20 protein-coding genes are annotated in these 23,527 nt (G+C 50.1%); 1 reads left to right on the top strand and 19 read right to left on the bottom strand.

Features of this window, described 5'->3' with window-relative positions:
- Window positions 1-101 precede the first annotated feature (101 nt).
- From LAJLEIBI_RS03745 to LAJLEIBI_RS03700, 10 genes are all read right to left on the bottom strand, one after another.
- Window positions 102-950: a MerR family transcriptional regulator gene (locus LAJLEIBI_RS03745; protein WP_006444927.1), complete on the bottom strand. Its 849-nt coding sequence runs from the start codon at window positions 948-950 to the stop codon at window positions 102-104.
- 78 nt (window positions 951-1,028) lie between these two features.
- On the bottom strand, window positions 1,029-4,229 hold the full coding sequence (locus tag LAJLEIBI_RS03740) for a UvrD-helicase domain-containing protein (protein ID WP_006444926.1): 3,201 nt from the start codon (window positions 4,227-4,229) through the stop codon (window positions 1,029-1,031).
- A 216-nt stretch (window positions 4,230-4,445) separates the two neighbouring features.
- Entirely contained in the window at window positions 4,446-5,105 is a 660-nt protein-coding gene (locus LAJLEIBI_RS03735) for a YkgJ family cysteine cluster protein (RefSeq protein WP_006444924.1), read from the bottom strand.
- A complete protein-coding gene (locus tag LAJLEIBI_RS03730) occupies window positions 5,095-6,180 on the bottom strand; it encodes a helix-turn-helix domain-containing protein (protein WP_006444923.1) in 1,086 nt (361 codons plus the stop codon). The genes LAJLEIBI_RS03735 and LAJLEIBI_RS03730 overlap by 11 nt, the downstream gene beginning before the upstream one ends.
- Before the next feature lie 121 nt (window positions 6,181-6,301).
- Window positions 6,302-8,158, bottom strand: a complete 1,857-nt coding sequence (locus LAJLEIBI_RS03725) for a putative bifunctional diguanylate cyclase/phosphodiesterase (protein ID WP_040435963.1) — start codon at window positions 8,156-8,158, stop codon at window positions 6,302-6,304.
- 133 nt (window positions 8,159-8,291) lie between these two features.
- The gene (locus LAJLEIBI_RS03720; protein WP_006444920.1) at window positions 8,292-8,954 is read right to left on the bottom strand and encodes a GyrI-like domain-containing protein; all 663 of its coding nucleotides are present in this window, start codon (window positions 8,952-8,954) and stop codon (window positions 8,292-8,294) included.
- Entirely contained in the window at window positions 8,920-9,288 is a 369-nt protein-coding gene (locus LAJLEIBI_RS03715; RefSeq protein ID WP_040435961.1) for a TfoX/Sxy family protein, read from the bottom strand. Before LAJLEIBI_RS03715 ends, LAJLEIBI_RS03720 begins: the two co-directional genes overlap by 35 nt.
- A gap of 124 nt (window positions 9,289-9,412) precedes the next feature.
- Window positions 9,413-9,829: a YjdF family protein gene (locus LAJLEIBI_RS03710; protein ID WP_006444918.1), complete on the bottom strand. Its 417-nt coding sequence runs from the start codon at window positions 9,827-9,829 to the stop codon at window positions 9,413-9,415.
- Between the two features lie 168 nt (window positions 9,830-9,997).
- Window positions 9,998-10,840 (bottom strand): NisI/SpaI family lantibiotic immunity lipoprotein, encoded by an 843-nt coding sequence (locus tag LAJLEIBI_RS03705; protein WP_040435960.1) that lies wholly within the window; start codon window positions 10,838-10,840, stop codon window positions 9,998-10,000.
- A gap of 174 nt (window positions 10,841-11,014) precedes the next feature.
- On the bottom strand, window positions 11,015-11,539 hold the full coding sequence (locus LAJLEIBI_RS03700) for a hypothetical protein (protein WP_040435959.1): 525 nt from the start codon (window positions 11,537-11,539) through the stop codon (window positions 11,015-11,017).
- Window positions 11,540-11,681: 142 nt separating this feature from the next.
- On the opposite strand from LAJLEIBI_RS03700, the gene LAJLEIBI_RS03695 reads away from it, so the two are divergent.
- Window positions 11,682-12,338 carry a DUF3298 and DUF4163 domain-containing protein gene (locus LAJLEIBI_RS03695; protein WP_040435957.1) on the top strand — a complete coding sequence of 219 codons (657 nt, stop codon included), beginning with the start codon at window positions 11,682-11,684 and terminating at the stop codon, window positions 12,336-12,338.
- Here LAJLEIBI_RS03695 and LAJLEIBI_RS03690 read toward each other — a convergent pair.
- From LAJLEIBI_RS03690 to LAJLEIBI_RS03650, 9 genes are all read right to left on the bottom strand, one after another.
- Window positions 12,335-13,489: an ROK family transcriptional regulator gene (locus tag LAJLEIBI_RS03690; protein WP_006444913.1), complete on the bottom strand. Its 1,155-nt coding sequence runs from the start codon at window positions 13,487-13,489 to the stop codon at window positions 12,335-12,337. The two genes, LAJLEIBI_RS03695 and LAJLEIBI_RS03690, sit on opposite strands and share 4 nt — an antisense overlap.
- Window positions 13,490-13,559: 70 nt before the next feature.
- Window positions 13,560-14,615 carry an aldose epimerase family protein gene (locus LAJLEIBI_RS03685; protein WP_006444912.1) on the bottom strand — a complete coding sequence of 352 codons (1,056 nt, stop codon included), beginning with the start codon at window positions 14,613-14,615 and terminating at the stop codon, window positions 13,560-13,562.
- Window positions 14,616-14,652: 37 nt separating this feature from the next.
- On the bottom strand, window positions 14,653-15,684 hold the full coding sequence (locus LAJLEIBI_RS03680; protein WP_006444911.1) for a carbohydrate kinase family protein: 1,032 nt from the start codon (window positions 15,682-15,684) through the stop codon (window positions 14,653-14,655).
- Between the two features lie 18 nt (window positions 15,685-15,702).
- The gene (locus LAJLEIBI_RS03675) at window positions 15,703-16,596 is read right to left on the bottom strand and encodes a 6-phosphogluconolactonase (protein WP_006444910.1); all 894 of its coding nucleotides are present in this window, start codon (window positions 16,594-16,596) and stop codon (window positions 15,703-15,705) included.
- Window positions 16,597-16,610: 14 nt separating this feature from the next.
- On the bottom strand, window positions 16,611-17,762 hold the full coding sequence (gene mmsB, locus LAJLEIBI_RS03670; protein ID WP_006444909.1) for a multiple monosaccharide ABC transporter permease: 1,152 nt from the start codon (window positions 17,760-17,762) through the stop codon (window positions 16,611-16,613).
- A gap of 17 nt (window positions 17,763-17,779) precedes the next feature.
- The gene (gene mmsA, locus LAJLEIBI_RS03665; protein WP_040435956.1) at window positions 17,780-19,318 is read right to left on the bottom strand and encodes a multiple monosaccharide ABC transporter ATP-binding protein; all 1,539 of its coding nucleotides are present in this window, start codon (window positions 19,316-19,318) and stop codon (window positions 17,780-17,782) included.
- A gap of 69 nt (window positions 19,319-19,387) precedes the next feature.
- The gene (chvE, locus tag LAJLEIBI_RS03660) at window positions 19,388-20,491 is read right to left on the bottom strand and encodes a multiple monosaccharide ABC transporter substrate-binding protein (RefSeq protein WP_390527576.1); all 1,104 of its coding nucleotides are present in this window, start codon (window positions 20,489-20,491) and stop codon (window positions 19,388-19,390) included.
- A 383-nt stretch (window positions 20,492-20,874) separates the two neighbouring features.
- Complete coding sequence (locus LAJLEIBI_RS03655; protein ID WP_147570526.1) at window positions 20,875-22,845, bottom strand: thioredoxin domain-containing protein; 1,971 nt, start codon at window positions 22,843-22,845, stop codon at window positions 20,875-20,877.
- A gap of 56 nt (window positions 22,846-22,901) precedes the next feature.
- Window positions 22,902-23,495: a TetR/AcrR family transcriptional regulator gene (locus LAJLEIBI_RS03650; RefSeq protein WP_006444904.1), complete on the bottom strand. Its 594-nt coding sequence runs from the start codon at window positions 23,493-23,495 to the stop codon at window positions 22,902-22,904.
- Between the last annotated feature and the right edge of the window lie 32 nt (window positions 23,496-23,527).

Raw genomic sequence — 23,527 nt, 5'->3', positions numbered from 1 at the left:
TTATACATCATCCGTCCCCTCTCCTCCACCTGAAAAATTCTCCATGATAAAAGACAGGCGGAAGCCTGCCCGGTTTCCGCCCCATATATCCCTGTCCTATATTATCTGCCGTAAAACGCTTTCACCGCCTCCGCTATATAATCCGGAGCTCCTGGACCGTACTGCTCTTCCATGGATTCTTTGAGAGGACCGCTCTTTTTAAACGCATCCGCCATCTCAAGCAGCAGCTCTGTCACATCTTTCATCTGATACAGCTGCTTCGATACAAAGTCATATTCCCCTATCAGCTCCTTCACTTCAAATGTATTCACATCCGTCCCTGCCTTGGCGGCGATCTTCCGGTATATCTTATCGATACGCTTCTGGTACGCGTCCATGACTCCGGAACCGGCAGGATTTTTTGCGGCGTCCAGCGCCTCTTTTCTGCCGCCGTACCACTCCGTCACTTTCTGAAGGTTCTTTTGTGCACGCCCGCTGCCAGCTTTTTCTATAAACTGTTCCTCGTACTTTTCCAGGCTTCCGTATTTTCTGACAACGGCGTCAACCTGCCCGCTCTCCATATTTGATACCATCGTATCATATAGTTCTTTTATCTCATCCCTGCTGAACACTTCAAAATCCATCTCGTTCTCTCCTTTCAGAATGCCATCTATACTGGATATCAAACGCTCAAGTCTCGACTTTTTAACTTCCAGTATGGCTCTTTGACTGTTCAATACTGCTTCTCTGTCAAAGTCAGGACGTTCCATTGTCGCTTTGATATCCTTAAGCGGCATATCGAATTCGCGGAAAAAGAGAATCTGCTGAAGTGTCTCCAGTGCCTTATCGTCATAAAGCCTGTATCCCGCCTCTGTGTAAGCCGTCGGCTTCAGAAGCCCTATCTTGTCATAGTAATGAAGCGTGCGCACGCTGATACTTGTGATTTTGGATATCTCGTTCACTGTTCTCATATTCCCGTCTCCTCCTGCTTTGATAATCTCACTGTACAGTATGACCTTCCGTCAGGGTCAACAGAAAATCTGCGTATTTTACAGATCAAACAGACTGAGCTGCCGGACTGTTTCTTCTTTCTTCTTTTTATGCGCCTGCTCCCTTACGATCAGGCCGGCCGGCACATCGTTCAGAAATTCTGATTCCTCCCCGGAGCAGGTCAGGATAAGTTCTTCTTTTGCCCTTGTCATGCCCACATAGAACAGCCGGCGCTCTTCCTCCTTGTCCGCCGGATGCCGCTCGCTTTCAAAAGGCATCGTCCCCCGGCGCACGCCAAAGATGAGGACAGCCGGAAATTCCAGCCCTTTGGAGCCGTGCAGTGTCATGAGCGTGACTGCCCCGGAGCTATACTGCCTGTCCCCGCGCCGTTTCAGGTCGCTCTCCACGCCCAGGCTCAGCGCTTTAGAAAGCTCTTCCATATCTTTATAACATACCGCCATCCCCGACAGCTTCTTCATCGCCTCGTTGTCTGCAGCCTGTATATCCTGTATCCATTGTTCCATAAACTTCTGCGGCTTTTCCTTTGCATACAGAGGACGGTATTTCTCTGCCATGCGCTCAAATACTTCCTCTGATACCGGATTCTGCTCCAGCCCCCACAGAAGCTTCAGCCCCTGCTCTCTGGCGTGCGTATCGAGCGCATCCGCAAGATACCGGAAAAAGAAAAGACTCCCCCGCACAATATCCTCCTGAAGATATGACTCACGTCCGGCCACGATATAGGGAATCCCCTCTTTCTTCAGGCACGTTTCCAGAATGTCCGCCTCCCGGTGTGTGCGGTAAAGTACCGCAATATCGTCAAACCCTCTGACTTTCCTCTCTCCCCGGGTTACGTCCATCTCGTGCGCCTCCAGCATTCCGATCCCTCCTGCCAGCCGGTTGATCTCCTTTGCCACAAATATCGCCTCGCCCATCGGCGTCCCCGCCGCGGCCAGTCTCACTTTGACGCCTCCTTCACAGTTGGCGCGCAGCGTGCGCTCCTCCCCCGGATTGCCGCAGATGAGCTTAATGGCAGGCGCCACGATCTCGGGTGTGGAGCGGTAATTTTCTTCCAGGCGGATGACCTCCAGATCCGGATATTCTTCCCGAAGCCGGTCAAAGCAGGCTGCGTCCGCCCCGCGAAAGCCATAGATGGACTGATCCGGGTCCCCGATGACAAAGAGTTCTCTTCCGCCTTCATTCCAGGCCTTCATAAGCCTGTACTGCAGCGGATTGATATCCTGGAACTCGTCCACGAGCAGGTACGCGCAACGCTTCCGGAAGCCGTCAGCCGCCGCGCCGGCCTCCATGAGGCGCAGTGTCTCAAGAAGCAGGCCGTCAAAGTCAAGAAGCTTTCTCTCTTTCAGCCTGCGCTCATATTCTCTCACCTGAGGGCTCATTTCTTCCTCAGAAAGCGCTGCAGATTTCTCCCTGGACACCTGCTCAAGCAGCTGCTTCCCGGTGATGTGAAGCCCCGACTCCTTTGCCGCCTCAGCGGCGATCTCTTTTGCCTCAGTCTCATCCGCCAGTGAAAAGGAAAGCCCCTGCTCCTTCAGAAAGGCAAGGCAGACCGCATGGAATGTGCCCGCCTGCATCGTTCCCACTCTCCGCCTCCCGCCGAGCTGCCGCTGTATTCTCTCCCGCAGCTCCCGGGCCGCCTCGTTTGTAAAGGTCACCGCCGTTATCTCAGACGGTTTTACTTTTCTTCGTTCCAGAAGATACAGAATATGGGAGACAAGCGTCTTCGTCTTGCCTGTGCCGGGTCCGGCGATAACCGCGGTTCTGCGCGCCGCTGATCTCACGGCGCTTTCCTGCCCCGGATCGAGCCGCTCTGTCTCCGGTATCTGTTCTTTTGCCTTATGTTCTTTTTGCTTCTGACCTTCCTTCCCTGTCTCCTTCTCCCCCGGCCGTTGTTCTTCTGTCTGTTTTACAGCCGGTCCCGGCGGCACTTTATTTTCCGCGCCCACTTCTTTTACGTTCATGCCGAGCATGTCAAAGAAGTCCATCTGCCCGCTTGTATTCTCTATCTCATGAGGTTCAAACAGTCTGACAGAGCCGTATTCCCCGTCAAAGCCCGGAATGCGCTCCACATATCCTCTGCGCAGCCGCCGGATCCCTTCGGCGATCAGCACACCGGACGCGGCGCGTATCTCCTCTTCCGGTATCGTCCTCAATATGTCAAACTCCGGTCCGAGACGTTTCAGCATGCTGAGGTATTCCTTCTGCACTCCTCTGCTGGCGGGAGCATGCCCCACCGAAGCGCCGATCACCTCCGGCAGAGGCACGAGACTCTCGAACATTGCGGCGTCCTTTCTTCTGTACCCTTCCTCCCGGTCCGCCAGCTGTTCCACTCTGTGGGACACGCCGATGGTGATCTTCCGCCCGCAGACAGGACAGATCCCCCCGTACTTTTCCGTCTCCACCGGCGTCAGACAGAGGCCGCATTTTCTGTGCCCGTCAAAATGATACTTTCCCTCCTCCGGAAAGAATTCAAGTGTGCCGCACAGCCCCCGTCCTTCCTGTACCGCTGCTTTCAGTCCGCTGTAGGACAGTTCGATATCAAGAAGGTTCGCCTCTCTCCCAAGCTTTGCCGGAGAGTGGGCGTCTGAGTTGGAGATGAGCTGATACCTGTCCAGCGCGGAGACGCGCCAGTTCATGGGCGGGTCTGAGGAAAGTCCGGTCTCCATGGCATGAATATATGGGGAGAGATCCTCAAAACATTCTTCCACCGTGTCGAAGCCGGAAAATGCGCCGAACAGGGAAAAATGCGGCGTCCAGATATGCGCAGGCACGAGGACGGCGTCCGGGCTCAGTTCCAGGATTATCTCCAGCAGATCCCGGCAGTCAAGTCCGAGGATCGGCCTGCCGTCAGAATGAATGTTTCCGACAGCCTCAAGCTTTTTTGCGATGGCTTCGGCGGCTTCAAGTCCCGGCAGAAGGATCACGTTATGCACCTTGCGCACTCTGCCGTTCTTTTTGTATATGGAACTGATCTCTCCGGTAATGACGAACCGGGGGATATCTCCCGCCGCGGCCGTCTCATCTTTGATGCGGTATTCCTCCTTTAAAACATACAGCCCGTCCTCCGCGGGAACGAGCTTCTCTTCCAGTTCCTCTCTCCAGGCCGGATGGGTGAAGTCACCCGTTCCGACGATGTGGATGCCCTTGCGCCTCGCCCACATATCGAGCGCTTCCGGAGTGCAGTCTTTGCTTGTAGCGCGGGAGAAGCGGGAATGAATGTGCAGATCTGCTATATACATATGAACACCTCTTTACGTATTTCGTCTGTCCTTTTTCTTTTGTATTTCACACCTTACATCTATGCACTATTATATCATGACTGCACGTATCCGTTACATACGAAAAACCATTTCCTCTAATAAAGGGACGTCCGTCTCCGCAGATCCGCAGAAAAAAGGACAAAAGCAGGGCGGGGAATCATACTTCCCTGTCCTGCTTTTGTCCCTGCCTCCTATTCAGATCCCGAGCGTTTCTCTTGCCTGATCCAGCCTGCCGTAAAACTCACTGTAGAATTGTTCCGTCTCGTATGCTGTCTGATAAAATGTCTTCAGTACATACAAGTTCAAGATACGCGCCTGTTCTTCGTCAAGCGTCTCAGCAGCGGCCTGGCAGTCTGTCAGAAAACCGTGCCAGTCTGCCGTATACTGCTCATACGTTTTAAGATCAGGCGTGTCCAGCCATTTCTTCACTTTTATCTTGCCGCGGTCTTTTTTCCTGCACTCATGGATCTGAAGAAAGTATCGGAATCCCTTTTCTTCGTAATAACGTCCAAGCGGAAACAGCCGGCATATGCCCGGACGGAAGGCGTGGATGCCGCACCGGCCGCTGCCGTCCAGAAAGGCGCACGCTTCTTCCTGTCCGTTCATCTTAAGGTTCGGCACGATCATGCCGTCCGCCACATTCAGCTCAATATACCGTTCCATCAGTCCTGCAAAGTCCGCAGAACATCCGCAGCACAGTCTTTTTATATCCAGCGGGTCCAGAATAATGGAACTCCCCATCCCCCTGCAGCAGGCCGAACAGCCCTCACAGTCACGGCAGTCTGCCCTCACCATATCATTGGCTGTATACAGTCTGCCGTCTGATATATCCTTTAAGTCTACATTACGTTTCATCTGCTTTACTGCTCCTGTCAGCGCCGTAACCGGCGGTTTTTATTCGCTCCCACGCTTCTGTATTGTGCAGAAACGCATACTGTTCGTCACTTTCCACAGCGGCTATCAATGTCTCTCTCATTCTGGCGCCGAGCCGGTCTTCCCCTTCCTTTTTCTTCACGTGCCGGTAGAGGGGAGAAGACGTATGATCCCACTGTCCGGCCGCAGAAGTGAGCATTTTCTCCAATATTTCCAGACAGTTATCCCTGTCTTTCCTGTGAACATACAGTTCAAGCCACGGGATACCTGCTGTATATTCCCACATATCCAGTGCTTCCGCCGCTTTGCCGGCAGCCTCTGCCAGATAACGCGCGTCCTCCTCCCGGCCTTCCCTTACCGCGATCTCGATGAGTACGGAGAATACCATGCTCAGGCTGACCGCCGCCTGCATCAGTTTTCTTTCTTCGATCTGCGCGGCCTTCGTCAGTTCATTTCTCGCAAGGCAGAGATTTACCTGCATCTGCCTTTTGTCAAAGGTCTGTTCCTCCGGCAGCCCGTCCAGCAGCTCTTTTGCCCTGCCATACTCCCCCCGCGCCATACACCCTGAGGCGAGCATGTACCGCGCCTGATCACGCACCGCCGTGTCTTCGCTTCGGGCCGCTCTCTCATAAAGCTGCTCGATCCTGTCCTTATATAGCTGTGCTTCTTCCGGGTCTTTCCCCATCGCGAGCGCTCCGCTTAACGCCATCGCCCCATTCAGCAAAAGGATATCGCTTCCGGGATATTCCCTTATTTTTTCCATGATAAACTCATATGCGGCCTCAAACCCGCTGCGAAAGAAAATCTCAGACATCTCATTGACGACCGCGGCTGCTTCCTGTTCCGATATCTTTTCATGAAAAGAAAGCAGGGCATTTAAATCTGTCTTCAAATACCTTGCCAGCGCCGGAAGCAGTGTGATGTCGGGACAGCTCACACCGTTTTCCCATTTTGATACCGCCGCAACGGACACGCCTAATGTCTCCGCCATCTGTTCCTGTGTGCAGCCCTGCACCTTGCGCATCTGCTGTATTGTCTTTCCTAACTGCTGCTTCATCCTTCCGCCTCCACTGTTATGATCTGTTATCCTTATTTTACAGCAGAGGCAGGTACCGGCACAATGGACGTGTGTTCAACTGCCGGCTGCATTTTTTTAACTTCCGTTCAACACGGACCGGTCATCTCTTCTGACCGTACTGTCTCTTAAGCTCTGCCTCAAATTCCTCCGCCGGCATGGGCCTGTAATAATAATACCCCTGTATGAAGTCGCAGCCGCATTCTTTCAGAAAGGCGACCTGGCTGTCTGTTTCGATCCCTTCCGCCACTGCCTTGATATTCAGCTGGCAGATCATATGCAGTACCTCTTTTACGATGATCTGTTCCTTTTTTAAGTCCTTGCTCTCTCTGAAGAACAGCGCGTCCAGCTTCAGGATGTCAATATCCAGATTCTTCAGCATCCCAAGTGAAGAATATCCTGTCCCGAAATCATCCATGGAGCAGAGAAATCCATTTTCGTGCAGTTCTTTTACTATCTGCGTCATATATTTCTCATTCTCACAGGCAACCGTCTCGGTGAACTCTATCTCAAGCATATGGTCGGGAATCCCGTAACGCTCTTTTATCTCTCGGTATTCCTTAATAAAATCTGCCGTATAAAATGTCAGCTTCGATACATTGACCGACACCGGGACGACCGTCTGCCCTTTTTCATGCCACTCCTGCATCAGACGGCACACATTCTCGAACACATACGTATCCAGCTTTTTTATACTGTGATTCTTTTCAAACAGAGGGACAAACTCCCCGGGCGTGATGAATTTTCCGTCTGTTGTGATCCACCGTATGAGCGCTTCCGCCCCTTTTATCATACCGTCATAGGGAGAGACTTTCGGCTGCAGATACACCCGGAACTCTCTGTTGTCCAGTCCTTCCTGCATACGGTCCGTCAGGTACACCTCCCGGAACAGCTTCTGTCTTATGCTGTCATTGTAAAAGGCATAATGTTCATCCGGCCTGCTCTTTATCGTCTTCTGCGCATAGTTTGCCCTGTTGATGAGTCCATGTATATCGAGCTGCTCTATGACGTCCTCCCGGCAGCAGAAACCGCATGCAACCGTTATGGAATGCTTATCCGGCAGAACATCCAGATTCACGAACCGCCGGTCCAGCTCCTGCTGTTCTTCCAGCAGCCGCTGTTTATCCTCGTAATAGCGGAGCAGGACGAAACGGTCCGCCATCGTCCGGGACAGAAGTTCTCCATTGCGAAGAGACGCTTTTACCACTTCCACATACTTTTGAAGAATGGCATCTCCGACCTCATAGCCGAACACATCGTTCACATATTTGAAATTCTCAAAATCTATATACAAAACGGCGATCCTCGCATCAGGCTCCCGGTCGATGGCCTTCTGTGCCTCCTCATAAAACCGTTCTGTCGTCAAAGCTCCCGTAAGCTTGTCACGCCCGGCCATATCCGCCAGCTTTTCCGTCTTTCTGCTCAGCTTAAAATATTCTCTCACATAATAGATAATGACAAACAGACTGATAAGAAAGCAGAGGACGCCTGTAATGATCAGTTGTCTGGCCAGAGCCGCCGAACGCATCCCCGAATACTCTTCAATAGTAAAAACCGTATCGTTGGCAATGTCAAACAGTTCTTCACTTGAATTCAGAAGCTTCTCTGTGCCGGCTCCTTCCCTCACATCTGAAATTTCCTCTTTGATCAGATCCCACCGGCTGCCAAGCTTCTCCAGATCATCGTTAAATTCTTTGTAGACGGTCCTTTTAAGTCCGTATTCCCCCTCGCCGCTCAAAAGTTCTTCCATGATACCGCTTACATAGTCAATGAGCGCATCGTCCGGCCTGTTGTTCGTCTCAAGCTTGATCACCCGCTGCGAAGCTCCCCTCACTATCCCCACATAGTTGATAAGCCTGCTGTAATTTTCCATATCTGACATCGATCTTGCAGAAACAAAACTCATGACCAGAATGATAACTACAACGAGCGGAAGCCCCAATCTCACAATCCTTTTCATAGCTGTACTCCACATCTGCACTTATATTTTCTTTCGTTTTCCGATAAACATTACTCATATTCTACCACAAAATATGCAGATGTGGGCGCTTTTTACTGTCTGTTCTGCTTAAATTTACGAAATTTCTTATTTTTCAGAACTTTTTCACCGGATGCCGGATCACAGTCCTCAGCCGCTCCGGTTTTGTCCGCCTCGGGTCGCCGAGATAGATCTCATGGTGGCGGCGTTCCTCTCCTATATCGCACCTGTATCCGTTGTCCTCCACAAATTGCTCCAGCTTCCGGACCGAAGCCGGCTCATCGTCGTACGGCCCTATGTGCATCACCTGGCAGCAGAGACCTTCTGTGTACGTCACAAGCTTTGTCCGGGAAAGATCAATGTCCGGTTTCTTTTTCTTCAGAGTATCCTTGGCCCATGCAAATACGTCCGGTGTGACAAACTCCGGCTGGCGGATCATGGAGATCCACCGGAACTGGTCCTTAAGCCCCGCCAGCTTTTCCGTTCCGATATAAGCTCCTCCTTCCATCCACCACAATCCTTCCAGCGGCGGAACGACATACTCAAAATATCCATCGGGCTGGCTGCCGCTCATCTTGCTCATCTTGATTCCAAAGGACAGACCATATAACACCTCCATCGCGTTTTTATACGCGGCCGATGTATTTGGGTCTCCTTCTCCTTCCACTTGTATAAAGACCATCTCCGGAACATCAATTATGACAGGCTTTGTCCCGGGAAGATATAAGTCCTTGTACTCCTTTTTATAATCCAGCTTTGCCGTCTTTTTCTTTTCCATTCTTTTTCCTTTCCGCCCGTTTCTTCTTCGGCCCGGGCGCAGGCAGCTCTCTGTATGTCTCTTTCACTAATGTGCACAGACGTTCCCTCTCGTCAAGCTCCTCTATGAGAAAATATGGTTTTGCCCCCTCGTAGGGCGGCGCCTCCTCAAGACCGGGCCAGGCGTTACGTCCGGCTTCCGTGATCTTTATGAAAAGCTGGTCCTGACAGATCAGCGCGACGATCTTTCCGTCACAGTACATTCCGTACTCTCCGAACATTTTCCGGTAAGTGATCTCTCCTGCTCCCAAGAGCTGGTCCGCGACATATTCTACAAATTCTCTGCTTGAAGCCATATGCATCCTCCTTTCCTCTGTGTGAGACCAGAATAACACAGGAATCACGACATCTGTATGTCATGATTATATCACAATGCAGTCTGATTTGTTCTCACGTATCACAAAAGGGAACACCGGGGCGTTATCTGCCCCGGTGCTTTTCCTTTTTCTTTTGCTGTTTCAGTTCAAATTTCCGCAGTTTGTCAGCTTCCTTCTGCTCTTTTGTGAGCACTTTCCGCTCTGTTTTCATCTGCTCATGCTGCAGTTTCAGCGCCTGCTGGGACCGCGTTCCCGGCCCTTTATCCTCCATCTGCTCATGCACCTTGCGCTGCATCCGTTTTGGATTTACATGCGTCTTTCTTACAGCGGCCTCCACAGCCGGACTGAATCGCAGTCTGTAGTAATTTTCGAGAAAGAAAGCATATACTTCGTAAGACCTGGGCTCTGCTCCGAATGTAACCTTGCAGGCCGTCAGCCCTTCTTCTGTCACTCTCTCCACCACTCCTACCCAGAATGGTTCCTCAAAATATACACTGACCGTTACCGATACTTTGTCCATGATAATTTCCTCCTTAAAATGTTTTCAAAGACAAAGAACGGACGACCTAAGGAGGAAGGTTACTTATATCCTGACGGATATGCCTGGACTACCAACCAGGCTGTGTTTTTATCTTTGCTGTTATCATGCTAAGCCTTTTCCGGGCTTCTGTCAAGATTGCCGGGCATATTACCTGACCGCTTTTGCCAGCCTGTATTCACTGTTGATCTCAACGGCGACAGCCTCCTCTGTATCGGTTCCGGACACAGCGCAGACATCCCCGAAAAACCATTCCACACGCTTCTGCCCTGCCGTTTCCTTCCCGGTCCAGTCGATCCGGGACAGTTCTGCCCTTGACAGCGGACGTTTTGTCGTCTCATCGAACACGATATTCTTTGCCAGCATCCCAAGATACGTATCCACTTTTTCCCCGGGTATGACTTCCTCTGTGATCTGGTAAACGACTGTACCATATATTATCTCTGTACAGTTACCCGAAGCGATAGACACGGTGTCTTCTGCAGGATTGTATTCACGGACCTGAAATACAATGTCCTTCTCCTGCAGCAGTTCTTTTGCTACCGCTTTATGCCATGTCCCGTCTATGCCGACGATGAGACGGTCCCCACCGTCCTGCTTATCCAGATATACGTTTCCGTAGGAGAGTGTATATGCGGCCTCCGGGTTATCTTCTGAAACTTTTGCCAGATCTTTCACCGGTGAGTTGACCGCATCTACCTCTGTGATAAGATTATTTTCACGGTCTAAGACGGCCAGCTTCCGTATGCAGCCTACCCAGGTTCCCAGTTCCTTTTCAGAAACGGTATCCTGCAAAATTGTATAGACCTTTCCCTTATAAGTAAATTCTGTTACGTCTTTCTCATGGATCCTGCATTCTTCCTTTGTCCCCGTAACTTGATCTATCATGCCGCTTACGGCGGAACATCCGGTCATGACGCAGGCGGCTGATATACTGCATAAAACAATGACAGCCTTTCTGAACCTTCTCCGCGCTGACTCTATATTCTTCATGCTCTTTATACCTCCTCATTTCATACGTTGTGCCTTATCGGCCCCGGCCATGTTACAGTCACAGGATAGCGTACGACTATAAGGATTTTATAAGGTTTTAAAAAAACTTTATGTTCAGGCAGTAAAAAAGACGTCCTGCTTCAGAACGTCTCACACCGGGCAGTATATATACTGCTATCTGTCTTTTTTCAGGACTGTATCGAGCATGTCCCGCAGAAATCTTATAAAGTCCGGTCCCGCCTGCGCAAGCGGCCTGTCGTTGTCATACCGGAAATCATACGCGTAGCCCGCCACATTATCATCCGCCTCATTGCCCCAGCTTCTGCCCTTCAGATGATCTCTCCGTATGAGGAGCGCAGCGCACGGCGTATTTACCTGCCTCCTGAACTTATCTATCTCCTGACCCTCTCTTATGTGCACAAAAAGAAGTTCAGAATCACTTTCCAGAAACTTCCTGTACTCCTCCACAAGATAATTGGTAGGCAGATCATTGTACTCGGTAAATACCTTCTTTAAGTCCGCAAGGAATTTTCTGGATCTGGCGTCTTTCTCTCCATTCCAGCCGTATCTTGCCGCTATGTCTTTGATGGGGGTTATAGATGATATATTTGTGACTTTAAACGCCTCTGCCGCAAGCTCGCACAGTGTGTCCTTTCCCACCCCGCCGTTTCCGTTGATTATGATGACCACTTTTTCCATAATTTCCGCTCCCTTATCCGTCTGCATATTATTATAAGGTTTGAACCTAAAAAACACAACTGTCAATATGCCGGAACAAACATCAAGTATACTTTATATTTTCCGGAAATATATTATAAAAAGTGTAGTTTGGGAGGTCCCCATGCAGACGATCTATAACAAGACGCTTAAAGACACACTCTATTACAATGATATCGCCGTATTCACTTACAAAATAGACTACCCCTTCTTCCTCACTGCGTGCGGCACATCCGCAGCACACGGCATCAACAGGCACTATGAGGCGAAGGCGGAAAAACTGGAGCATTACTGCAGGACCGCCTTGTATGAAGAAGCCGTTGAAAGCGCACGGTATATACAGAAGAACTTTCCTCCGTTTCACAGCTATGAACTCCTGGAAGTGTATACGGTCACTTACAACGATAGCGGCATCACCAGCCTTTATACCGACCAATATACATATATGGGCGGAGCCCACGGGGCGACTGTGCGGACTGCGGATACGTGGAATTTCTCTTCAGGCCGGCCGATGGCGCTTCGCGAATTTTACCCGGATACGCCCGATTTCCGGGAATCTGTCATAAGCTGTATCGAAGAACAGACGAAGCAGCGGCTTGAAGACGCCCCTTCCACATATTTTGACAATTATCCTGAACTGATCCGCAGTAATTTTCACCCGGAAAATTATTATATGAACGCAGACGGCATCGTCATATTCTTTCAGCAGTATGATATTGCTCCTTATTCCAGCGGGATTCCGGAATTTGAACTGCATTTTCAGGATTCGTCAGCCTGTTAAATTATCGTATCTGCTGAAAACAGGTGCTCAATACTCTTATGTATCGCCCCTAAAACGCCTTCTTTATTATCCAGTTCAGAGAGGAGAATATCCGGTGGAAACGGGATGTGATTACCGAGCATGGAACGCCACGTATCGATAAATATATTTCCAAACGCTGTTCCAAGACCGCCTGAAATGATAACCGCCTCAAGGTCAAGCGCCGCGCACAAGTTTATGAGCGTCACGCCGATGTTGATCGATATCTCGTCTAAAACCGAGCGGACGTACAGATCATTTGCCCGGTACTTCTCCACCAGCAGTTCAACCTCCTTTTGAAAGTTGTCGTGAGAGATAAACTTTTCGATCTTCTCTTTTGATATGATACTTTCCAGCACTCCCACTTCGTCAAATGAATCCCTGAGCTTCATGGGTTCTGCCACCATGTATCCGATCTCTCCGGCGGCGTTATGGCTGCCGGAATATATCTTTCTGTTTAAAACAAGAGCCGAGCCTACGCCGACGCCATAGTTAATGACAATGAAATTATCGTATCCTTTTCCCGCTCCTTCGGCCTGTTCGCCGATCGCGCCCATGTTTACGCTGTTTTCAAGTATCAGCTCTGTATCAAATTCGTCTTTGATGCGCTGTTTAAACTTTTTCAGTTCAACGCTTGGAAAATACGGCGCCAGCAGGATCGTATCATCTCTGATCACGCCAGGCATTCCTATGCCTATACAGAGTATTTCTTTCTCTGTCTTTCCGCTTTTTATCAAGGCCTGCCTGATGACATCGACTACCGCATCATAAAGCTCCTCTGCTTCGCCTCCTGAGACGGCGGGGGCTTTTACGTAGCCGAGCACTTTTCCCATCAAGTCGGCAACCATAACACGGATCCAGAATCTGCCGATGTCAACGCCGATGACAAACCCCATCTCCTCGTTAAATGACAGCAGCATGGACTTTCGTCCCAGTGAGTTGTCGCCTTCTCCGGACTCTCTGACATGACCTTGCTCTATTAATATCTTCACATTTGCCGAAATAGCGGGAAAGCTCATTCCAAGCCGTCTCGCCAGATCTGCTTTTGACATGCATCCATATAAACGAAGGCAGTTCAGAATCAACATTCTATTCGCCTCGCCAAGATCTTCTGGTTTGCCTCCCTTTTTCATCTCGCACCCTCCTGTTTAACGCCAATTATACCATGCCGGGGACTGATTTACAAGAATTCCCAGCCCGGCCTCAGTCGTATGTAAATTTCACTTTGATCGTATGCCGGTACGTCTCATTTTTCCTGAGCACCGCCGGCGGAAACTGTCTGTAATTCGGGGCCGCCGGGTAATATTGCGGCTCCAGGCACAGACCGCCGCGGAAATTGTAGGCGCAGCCTTCTTTTCCTTTCTCACTGCCGTCCAGATAATTGCCGCTGTAAAACTGAAGCCCCGGCAGATCTGAAAACATCTCCATGCGCACGTCGCCTCTGCTGCTCTCAAGCTCAGCGACTTTCTTAAGCCGCCCCGCCGGTCCGGTTATATTCCAGTTGTGGTCGTATCCCCCGCTTATGATAAGCTGCGGGTACGGCTGTCCGATCCGCTCTCCGATTCTTGTCATGTCGTGAAAATCCATCGGCGTTCCCGCTGCCGCGAGAACATTGCCATTAGGACAGCAGTCACCGGCCAGCTCGAGAAACTGGTCACTGTAAATTTTCAGTCTGTGGTCTTCGATACTCCCGCCCGTATGTCCGTCCAGATTATAATAGCTGTGATTCGTCATATTCAGCACCGTATCCTTATCGGTGCGTGCGGTGTGTACCATTATGATCTCATCGTCATCGGTCAGCTCATAACTGGATTCCACTTCCAGATTTCCCGGAAATCCTTCCTCTCCGTCTTCGATGAAGGCATGAAATGCTACGCGGTTGTTCTCTTCGTCGGGCACGGCGGTGAAGCAGTGCTTGTCAAAGCCGCGTGCCCCTCCGTGAAGCGTATTTTCATGGTCATTCACAGGCAGATGATACTGCTCACCGTTTAGCCAAAAGCTTCCGCCGCGTATCTGTCCGGCGTACCGGCCTATCGTCGCGCCAAGGTAAAGTCCCGTGTTCTCATACCCGGCGGCGCTGTCAAAACCAAGCAGAACATCTCTGTGCTTTCCGGACCGCTGCGGAAGTAAGACCGCTTCCGCGGCAGCGCCAAAATCTGTGACTTTAATTCGCATACCATTTTTATTTGTCATTGTATATAGAAAGGCTTCCTGTCCGCCCGCCAGTTTTCCAAATGATTCGACTTTTATATCTTTCATATCTCACTGCCCTCTTCTGAATATTATTTTCTTCCCTCTAACCGGCAAAGCGGGCATCCGCCTTCCAGCCTCTGTTTTGGATCATTTCTCTGATCGTTTCCGGCCCTACATGAAATGCAATGCTGTCCTCACATTCTACTGCCATCCCGGCGCAGATGGTGCCAAGCTCCGGGGCGCTCTTAAGCTCCGATTCCCCGAAGTTCCGGTCCTCACAGCCCTTCTGCAGCTTCATGCCGCGGGCAAGCCCTGCCAGCGTACCGCCCAGAAATGCGTCCCCGGCTCCGGTCGTATTTAAGGCGCTGCAAAGCAGCGGCGGTACTTTTTCTGCAGTCTGTCCGGCAAATGTATAGGCTCCGTCTTTACCGCATGTCATCAGGATGGCCAGATGAGGATTTAAGCTGCAAAGCAGCTTCGACAGCTCAAGGAGCAGTTCCCTCCCCTCTGAACGGCTTCCGGCAGCCGCCTGCGCCTCTTCCATATTAACAGCCAGAATATCCACGTACCGGTATATAGAGCGCTGTGCAAATTCTTCGGCTTCAGACACCGGCACCGACAGCACGGTAAGAGCTCCCCGCCGTTTGGCTTCCTTCATCATTGCCGCGCGGGAGTCAACCGGGATCTCAGGTACAGCGCAGACAATGGACTTTTCATCCACTCCTATGTCTTCCATCGCGCGTAGGATATACTCCGGTGTGACGAGGCCTGACGCGCTGTTATCCGCTGTAAAGTTGCACGTCTCTCTGTCCGGATACTGGAGACAGACACTGATGGTCGTCGGAACGTCCGGACTTTGGGATATATAAGTGACATCCATCCCCTGCCGCCGCATTTCCTCAAGGATCGAATCCCCCATGCTGTCATTGCCGACGCAGCCGATGGGATAGACCGGAATGGTCTCTCTTAAGAGAGCTGCTGTATAATACAGGACGATCTGCTGTTTGCAATAATCTTTGGCCGGACTGAGCGTCACCGAGCGTGACTCGCTCCGGCCCAGTGTTTCCTGCTGACCACTCAGAAACAGCATGCCGGTGCCGATTCCTCCGGTCGCTATAATCTTGTCATATGTCATAATTTTCCGCCTTTATCTTTATTTGCTGTTTACCCTCCTGAACTCCCACTCCGGATGTTCACTGATAGGATGCGCCGCGGTTTCTTCTGTTGCCGTAATGAGCGCGTCCGGATGTTCCTGCAGCAGAGTCATCGGGTATTCCACCGTCGGCTCTGAAAAGAGCGCCACCCTAAGGGCCGTCTGCTTCCACGCTCCGGTCGCCGAATAGACCCTTATCTTTTTCGCCTTCATGCATTCCTTCACCCCCAGTGTAATGGACATGGGGGGCATAAACTGCCACGCGCCTCCAAGCCCCCGCTGGGCCAGCGCCAGAATCGTATCGTTGTTATTATTCTGTATCCTTGCGGTCGAACCGCGCAGGTCGTCCAGCGACACTTCCACATAGGGATTGCGGTTCGCCTGGTTAAATGCCACATGCCCGTCCTGTCCCCAGCCGCCCAGCGTATAGTCTATCTCCGTGCCGGCGATCATCTCCGACATCTCCTGCATATTGTACGGGGTCAGAAAATGCCTGTTTTCCGGCAGAACCTGTAGTTCCTCTTTGATCCCTCCGTAGAAATACCGCTCCATGAAGGTACGGAAATTATTCGGGTCCTCCTTCGGCAGTAATTTTCCTTCCCAGTCCAGGTTTTCATCCATATGGTAGCAGACCATATTCCGAAGTGATACGTTCCCGGCATTGACCATTTCCGTGAACGGACCATACCATTCCTTCGGGCCGCACGGCACGATCAGCCGGAAGCTGCGCTGTTCTTCATTGGCTTTCCTGATCTCTTCCACGAGGTCACGGGCCATCACACTGCCCAGTTCATGAGAATCCTTTACGATCCTGAAGGGTACTTTTAAGTCAGTTCTCCCCGGCAGCTCTTCTGCCGGAATACTGCACCACTCATATAATTTCTTTAGATCCATTCTTTCCCTCTCCCTTATCTGCTCTTTTTCTTTGATATCACGTCAAAGGCAACCGCCGCCAGAAGTACAAGCCCCTTGATCGCCTGCTGCCAGTTAGAATCCACACCCATGATCGACATCCCGTTGTTCAGCAGTCCCATAAATACCGCGCCGATCACAGCTCCCATGACCGTACCGGTACCGCCGTAGGCAGAAGCCCCGCCGATGTAGCAGGAAGCGATCGCGTCCATCTCATAGTTCTTTCCTGCCGTCGGCGCCGCCGAGTTAAACCTGGCCACACAGACAAGCGCGGCCACGGCGCTTAAAAATGCCATGTTGGTAAATGCAAAGAACAAGACACGGTTCGTATTGACCCCGCTCATCTTCGCCGCCTTTTCATTACCGCCGACTGCATACAGATAACGGCCGCCCACTGTTTTCGACGTATAATATGTGTACACACCGACAACGACAGCCAGAATGACAAGTATCGTCGGAAGCCCCTGGAACTGCGCCATACGGTAAGCTGCCAAAAGGATCACGAGACAGATAACTGCGGTTTTTCCGACCGACGGCGCCAGCTTTTCTACGGCGTAGCCTTTTCTCTGCCTGTTTCTTCTGCTGTTGACAACTACAAAGATATAAGCGAGACAGGCGAGCACCGCGGCCAGCAAGCACATCAGATTGATGCTGCCCCCGAAAGGATTGGCGATATAACTGTTGAAGATCATCTTGAAGTCATCGGGAAACGGCGATATCGTCAGGCCGTCTAAGATGATCAGCGCCACGCCCCTCCAAAGGAGCATTCCCGCAAGCGTCACGATAAAGGACGGGATCCGTATGTATGCGATCCAGAATCCCTGCCACATGCCGATCAAAATGCCGAGCACAAGGCATATCACGATAACGAGTCCAAAGTTCATCTTGTACGTGACCATAAGCTTCCCTGCCACAGCCCCGATAAACGCCACGACGGATCCGACCGAGAGATCGATGTTACCGCCGGTCAGAATACACAAAAGCATGCCGACTGCCAGTATGACTACATGGCCGTTCTGGGCGATCAGGTTTGTCACATTCTGAGGGTCAAATAACACCCCGTTCGTCTTCCATCCGAAAAACAATGCGACGATCAGCAGTATAAATAACATTGTATTTTTCTTCAGTACATCCTTTACACTATTCACTTACTTCTCTCCTCCTTTTACTGCTCTCTTCCCTGCTTTAATATAAGTGTCATGATTTTTTCCTGGGTCGCCTCCGCCCGGTCAAGTTCTCCTACGAACTTTCCCTGGTTCATGATATAGATCCGGTCGCACATACCGAGAATCTCCGGGAGTTCGGAAGAGATCATGATAATGGACTTTCCTTCTTCTGCAAGCGAATTGATAATACTGTATATCTCATATTTGGCCCCCACATCGATCCCCCTTGTCGGCTCGTCCAGGATCATAATGTCCGGCTCGGTAAACATCCATTTGCCAAGCAGGACTTTCTGCTGGTTGCCCCCGCTTAAATTGCCCACATTCTGCTCCACAGTCGGAGTCTTTGTGCGCAGCTTTTCCCTGTAATCCTCAGCCACCTCATACTCTTTATTCTTATCAATGACACCGAACCGGCTCACTTTATCCATCTTCGCAAGCGTCGTGTTTACCCGGATCGGATTGCTTAAGATAAGCCCGTTCCCTTTCCGGTCCTCGGTGATATACGCAAGCTTGCTGTCAATGGCCTGCTGAACGGAATTCAGCTTTACCTTTTTCCCGCCGAGTGTCATCTCGCCGCTTATATTGACGCCATAACTCTTTCCGAATACACTCATGGCAAACTCGGTGCGCCCGGCTCCCATCAATCCGGAGATGCCGACTACCTCTCCCCGTCTGACATACATGCTCACGTTATCGACAACCTTGCGTTCCGGGGCGAGCGGGTGGTGTACGGTCCAGTTTCGGATGTCCAGGCTCACGTCTCCGATCGACGCATGTTCCCTTGGCGGGAAACGGTTCGTCAGTTCGCGCCCGACCATGCCTCTGATGATCCGGTCTTCGTCAATAATATGCTCCTTGTTCTCCAGCGTCTCGATCGTCATTCCGTCCCGCAGCACGGTGATCTTATCCGCAACATAGGCGATCTCATTTAATTTGTGGGAAATGATGATCGATGTCATGCCCTGCTTTTTCAGTGTCAGCAGCAGGTTCAGCAGTTTTTTGGAGTCTGATTCGTTCAGAGATGCCGTCGGCTCGTCCAGGATCAGAAGTCTGACGTCTTTTGCCAGAGCCTTGGCGATCTCCACAAGCTGCTGTTTGCCGACGCCAATATCCTTTACCAATGTCTGAGGCGCCTCGGACAGCCCGACTGTCTTTAACAGTTCTTCCGACTGACTGAATGTGTCATTCCAGTTCACGTTATAACGGCTGCCTCTTTCATTGCCCAGGAACATATTTTCGCCGATGGTCATGTACGGAACGAGCGCCAGCTCCTGGTGTATGATGACGATTCCTTTTTTCTCACTGTCTTTGATCTTCTGAAATTCGCACCGCTCTCCTTCATAGAAGATATCTCCTTCATAACTGCCAAATGGATAGACGCCGCTTAATATATTCATCAAGGTAGATTTTCCGGCGCCGTTTTCTCCGACGAGGGCATGTATCTCTCCTTCTTCCACCTGCAGATTTACATTGTCAAGAGCTTTCACACCGGGAAAGGTTTTGGTGATCCCCTTCATTTCCATTAATAACCTGTTCAAAAAATCCCTTCCTTTCTAAAGAAGCTGCCGCAGTCTGCAGCAGCTCTTCATATCCTTTATGTAAATCTGCTATTTTAATCTGTCTTCCGTGTAATATCCGGAATCAATGAGGACTTCCTTATAATTGTCGATGTCCGCAACCTGCGGCTCACAAAGGTAAGTCGGTATGATTCCCGTGCCGTTGTCGTAATCTTCCGTATTGTTGATCTCCGGCTCCTCGCCTTTCATGATCGCTTCTACCATGTCGGCCGTCACATTGGCAAGCTCTCTCGTATCCACGAAGACAGACATGGCCTGCAGCCCTTTTATCATGTTTCTCACAGATGTTATCTCACAGTCCTGTCCGGTAATGATCGGGAAATCTTCCGCCGTATATCCTGCTGCCACGAGCGCATTCGTGATCCCATTTGCGACAGAATCATTTGAAGATAACACTGCGTCTAATTTTTCTCCGCCTGTGTAGCTCTTGGTGATGATATTTTCCATTCTCTTCTGCGCCTCTTCTGTTGACCAGTTCGGTGTGGCACATGCCGCCAGTGAAACTTCCGTTCCCGACTTGATCACCAGTTTCCCTTCGTCTATGTACTTCTGCAGGACAGACATGGCGCCGCCGAAATAGAAATTGACATTATTGTCATCTGTCGGGCCGGTGAACAGTTCGATATTAAACGGGCCTGCCTGATTTTCCAGGTCCAGCTTATCGGCAATGTACTGCCCCTGCATGATCCCGATCTTCTCATTGTCAAAGGTAGCATAATATGTAACGGCATCGGTGTTCATGATCAGCCTGTCATACGCGATCACCGCGATATCCGCGGCTTTTGCCTTCTCCAGCACTTCCGAGAGGGCTCCGCCGTCAATGGAGGCAATGACGAGTGTCCCGCATCCTCCGGTGATCATATTTTCGATCTGTGAAGCCTGTACGCCGATATCGTTATTGGCATATTGAATATCTACTGTGTAGCCGGCTTTTTCCATCGCCTCTTTCATGTAAGCGCCGTCTTCGCTCCACCGCTGCAAGTCCTTAGTCGGCATGGCGATCCCTACCTTTTTGTTATCTTTCTTACTGCCTCCGGAGGAACTCCCGCCGCTGCCCGAATCTCCGCTTGTGCAGGCGGCAAGAGAAAACATCATCGTCAATACTATTAAAACCGCGGTCACTTTCTTATAAATCTTCTTCATACCCTTCTCCTTTGAAATTATTTAATATCATTCATTAACATTTGCTCATATGCACGCTGTACCGTCTTTTATCCGGTAAATTATTGAAAAATCCTCCTCTCTGTAATATAGTTCAGGGAATTCCTGCTCTACTTATTAAAGTTTATTTCATAATTAAGGCAAAAAAATATCATGTTTCTGCAATTCAAAGCATATTTCCCTCGTTTATAACGCTTTTACGTGCATATATTTATTAAACTTAAATTAATTATATTTTATAAGTATCCATTTGTCAATCTAATTTGTTATTCTGTCATAATTTTCCTACAAATAGTTCTGTCTGCCTGTAACGAAGAGCCCTGCCTCTTCTTAAACAGAAAAGACAGGGCTCTTTCTTATTTACTATCACTCATCAATTCATTTGACGGCGGAAGACACGTATAGTTTTTACACACATAATACGTAGTTCTTCCATTTAATAATTTATATTCCCGCGTCTCCCCGCTCAATATGTTTATCTCCGCATACAGAGGGAGGCGGCTCATTATCTCTTCTTTATTGTCCCCATCTGCCAGAACAACCGTGATCTTCTGCGGCGGATTCTCATACAGCAGCAGCGCCGTCAGGAACATACTGTATCCCGCCGGGTATTCCTGCGCCTCCCCGGACATAAAAGCGAGCTGGCGCTTGGCCGCGTCTTTGTATTCTTCATTGCCCGTGATCTGATAAAGCCTCACGAGATCGTAAGCCATCGTGGAATTCCCGCTTGGCAGCGCGCCGTCGTACGTTTCCTTTGGCCTTGTGATCAAGCTGTCGTTCCGGCTCCCGTACAGAAAGAACCCTCCGCCCTCTTCATCCGCAAACTGCTGCCGCGCTTCCCGGCAGATCTGTTCCGCCCGTGTCAGATGATCCACATCAGAGACCGCTTCGTAAAGACTGAGCAGCGCCGCTGTATAATATGCATAATCATCCAGAAAGCCCTTCACCGAGCCGCTTCCGCCGCGGCAGCTGACTCGGAGCGTATTCCCGTCCGCAAGATTATGTTCGATAAAACGGCGCGCCCGCTCTGCCGCTTCCAGATATCGTTCCTTTCCCGTAACCCGGTACAATACCGCCATGGCAGAAATCATCAGAGAATTCCACGATGTGAGCACCTTGTCGTCCAGGTGCAGCCTGGCCCGACGCTTCCGGTAATCGTATAAAAGCTCTCTTTCCTTGTGAAATCTGTCCGTAATCTCTTTACCGTCTAACTCGTTCGGTATATTTTTTCCCTCGAAGTTTCCTTCTTCTGTGATCCCGTAATATCTGCAGAACTCTGTTCCTCTTTCTGCACCGAGTATCCCGCAGATCTCTTCCTCATCCCAGACGTAATACAGGCCTTCTCTTCCTTCACTGTCCGCGTCCTGGGCGGAATAAAATTCACCGTCCGGTCCGGTCATTTCCCGTAATATATACTCCGCTGTTTTTTCCGCCGTTTCAAGGAACATAGTTTTCCCCGATACCTTATACGCGGCTGAGTAGGCGATCATCAGCAGCGCATTGTCATACAGCATTTTCTCAAAGTGAGGGACGAGATAAAAACGGTCGGTAGAATACCTGGAAAACCCATAGCCAATGTGATCGAAGATCCCACCCCTTCGCATTTGCTCGAGTGTCTTTTCTGCCTCATAGGACATGCCCGCATCTTGAAGGCTGGAATAAATCATTAAAAATAGGAGATTATGAGGAGTCGGAAACTTGGGCGCCGCGCCAAATCCGCCGTACTTCTCATCAAAAGCCTGCGCAAACAGTTCTGCCGCCCGCTCAGGAAGCGTGGTATCTGTCCCTGCTCCCACCCGCTTAAGTGTTTTCTTTTTCGCACGCTCCTCTTTGGTATCGATATGATCTAAAATCTGCTCCGCCGACTCCAGAAGCTCTGATTTCTTATACTTCCAGTGACCGCTGATCTCCAGCAGCAGCTCCCGGAAACCCTTCATTCCATAACGGTTATCCGGGGGAATATACGTCGCCGCGTAAAAAGGCTTCTGCTCTGCGGTCATAAAGATACTCATGGGCCAGCCTCCGCTCCCCGTCAGCGCCTGGCATACAGACATGTACACGCTGTCGATGTCCGGACGTTCTTCTCTGTCTACCTTGATAGAAATAAAATTTTCATTCAAAATATCAGCTGTCCTTTTATCTTCAAAGCTTTCATGAGCCATCACATGACACCAGTGGCACGTACTGTAACCAATACTCAGAAAAATCGGTTTATCCTCACGTCCGGCCCTCTCAAATGCCTCCTCGCACCATGGGTACCAATCCACAGGGTTTTCCGAATGCTGCAAAAGATACGGACTGCTCTCGTTTTTTAAATGATTGCTCATAACCGTTCTCCTCTCCTGTTTAAAGCCTATGATAACCATATGGAACGCTTAAGATACTAAGCCTGCGCTGGCAAATGCTTACAATGCCCCAAAACTCCGTTTGCAACGAGACCCTGCGCCATCTTGAAAAATTCATCTTCCGTCAGGTCATTTCCGTTTTCATACCATTTGGCCATTAATCCGAACATTGCCGAGTATGTATACTCTAACAGATAATCGAGATGTTCCGTGTCATCCGAAAAATTCCAAAACTTTATCAGCATAGACTGAATGCTTTTGCGGAACTCACTTGTGAATTTGGGATCTCCGTTTTTGCCGAGCAGTGTAAATATTTTCTCTTCATGCTTTTTAAAAATCGGTATGGTCATCGTATAGAGCAGGTTAATGTCTCTTAAATGATCCTCAAAAATATGGCTGCTTAAAATATTGTGCACTTCCCTGCCTACATCTCTCAAAAGATCTGCCTCGATCTGTTCCAGCACTGCGTAGACATCTTTAAAATAGCGGTAAAACGTCCCCCTGTTATTTCCGGTTATCGCTGTGATCTCAGAGACCGATATTTTATCGACCGCTTTTTCTTTATAGAGCGTCCAGAACGCATCCATTATTTTTTGTCTCGTAGCCGCGGTCACTTCCGGCTGCTTTTTCATAGCTTTTGCCCCTCCTTGTTAAGGATTGACAG

Origin of the sequence: [Clostridium] hylemonae DSM 15053, from assembly GCF_008281175.1 — a bacterium.
In the GTDB taxonomy this organism is placed as follows: Bacteria; Bacillota; Clostridia; order Lachnospirales; family Lachnospiraceae; genus Extibacter; species Extibacter hylemonae.
Note: the sequence above shows the minus strand (reverse complement) of the source record. Positions and strands in the feature narration are given on the sequence as shown.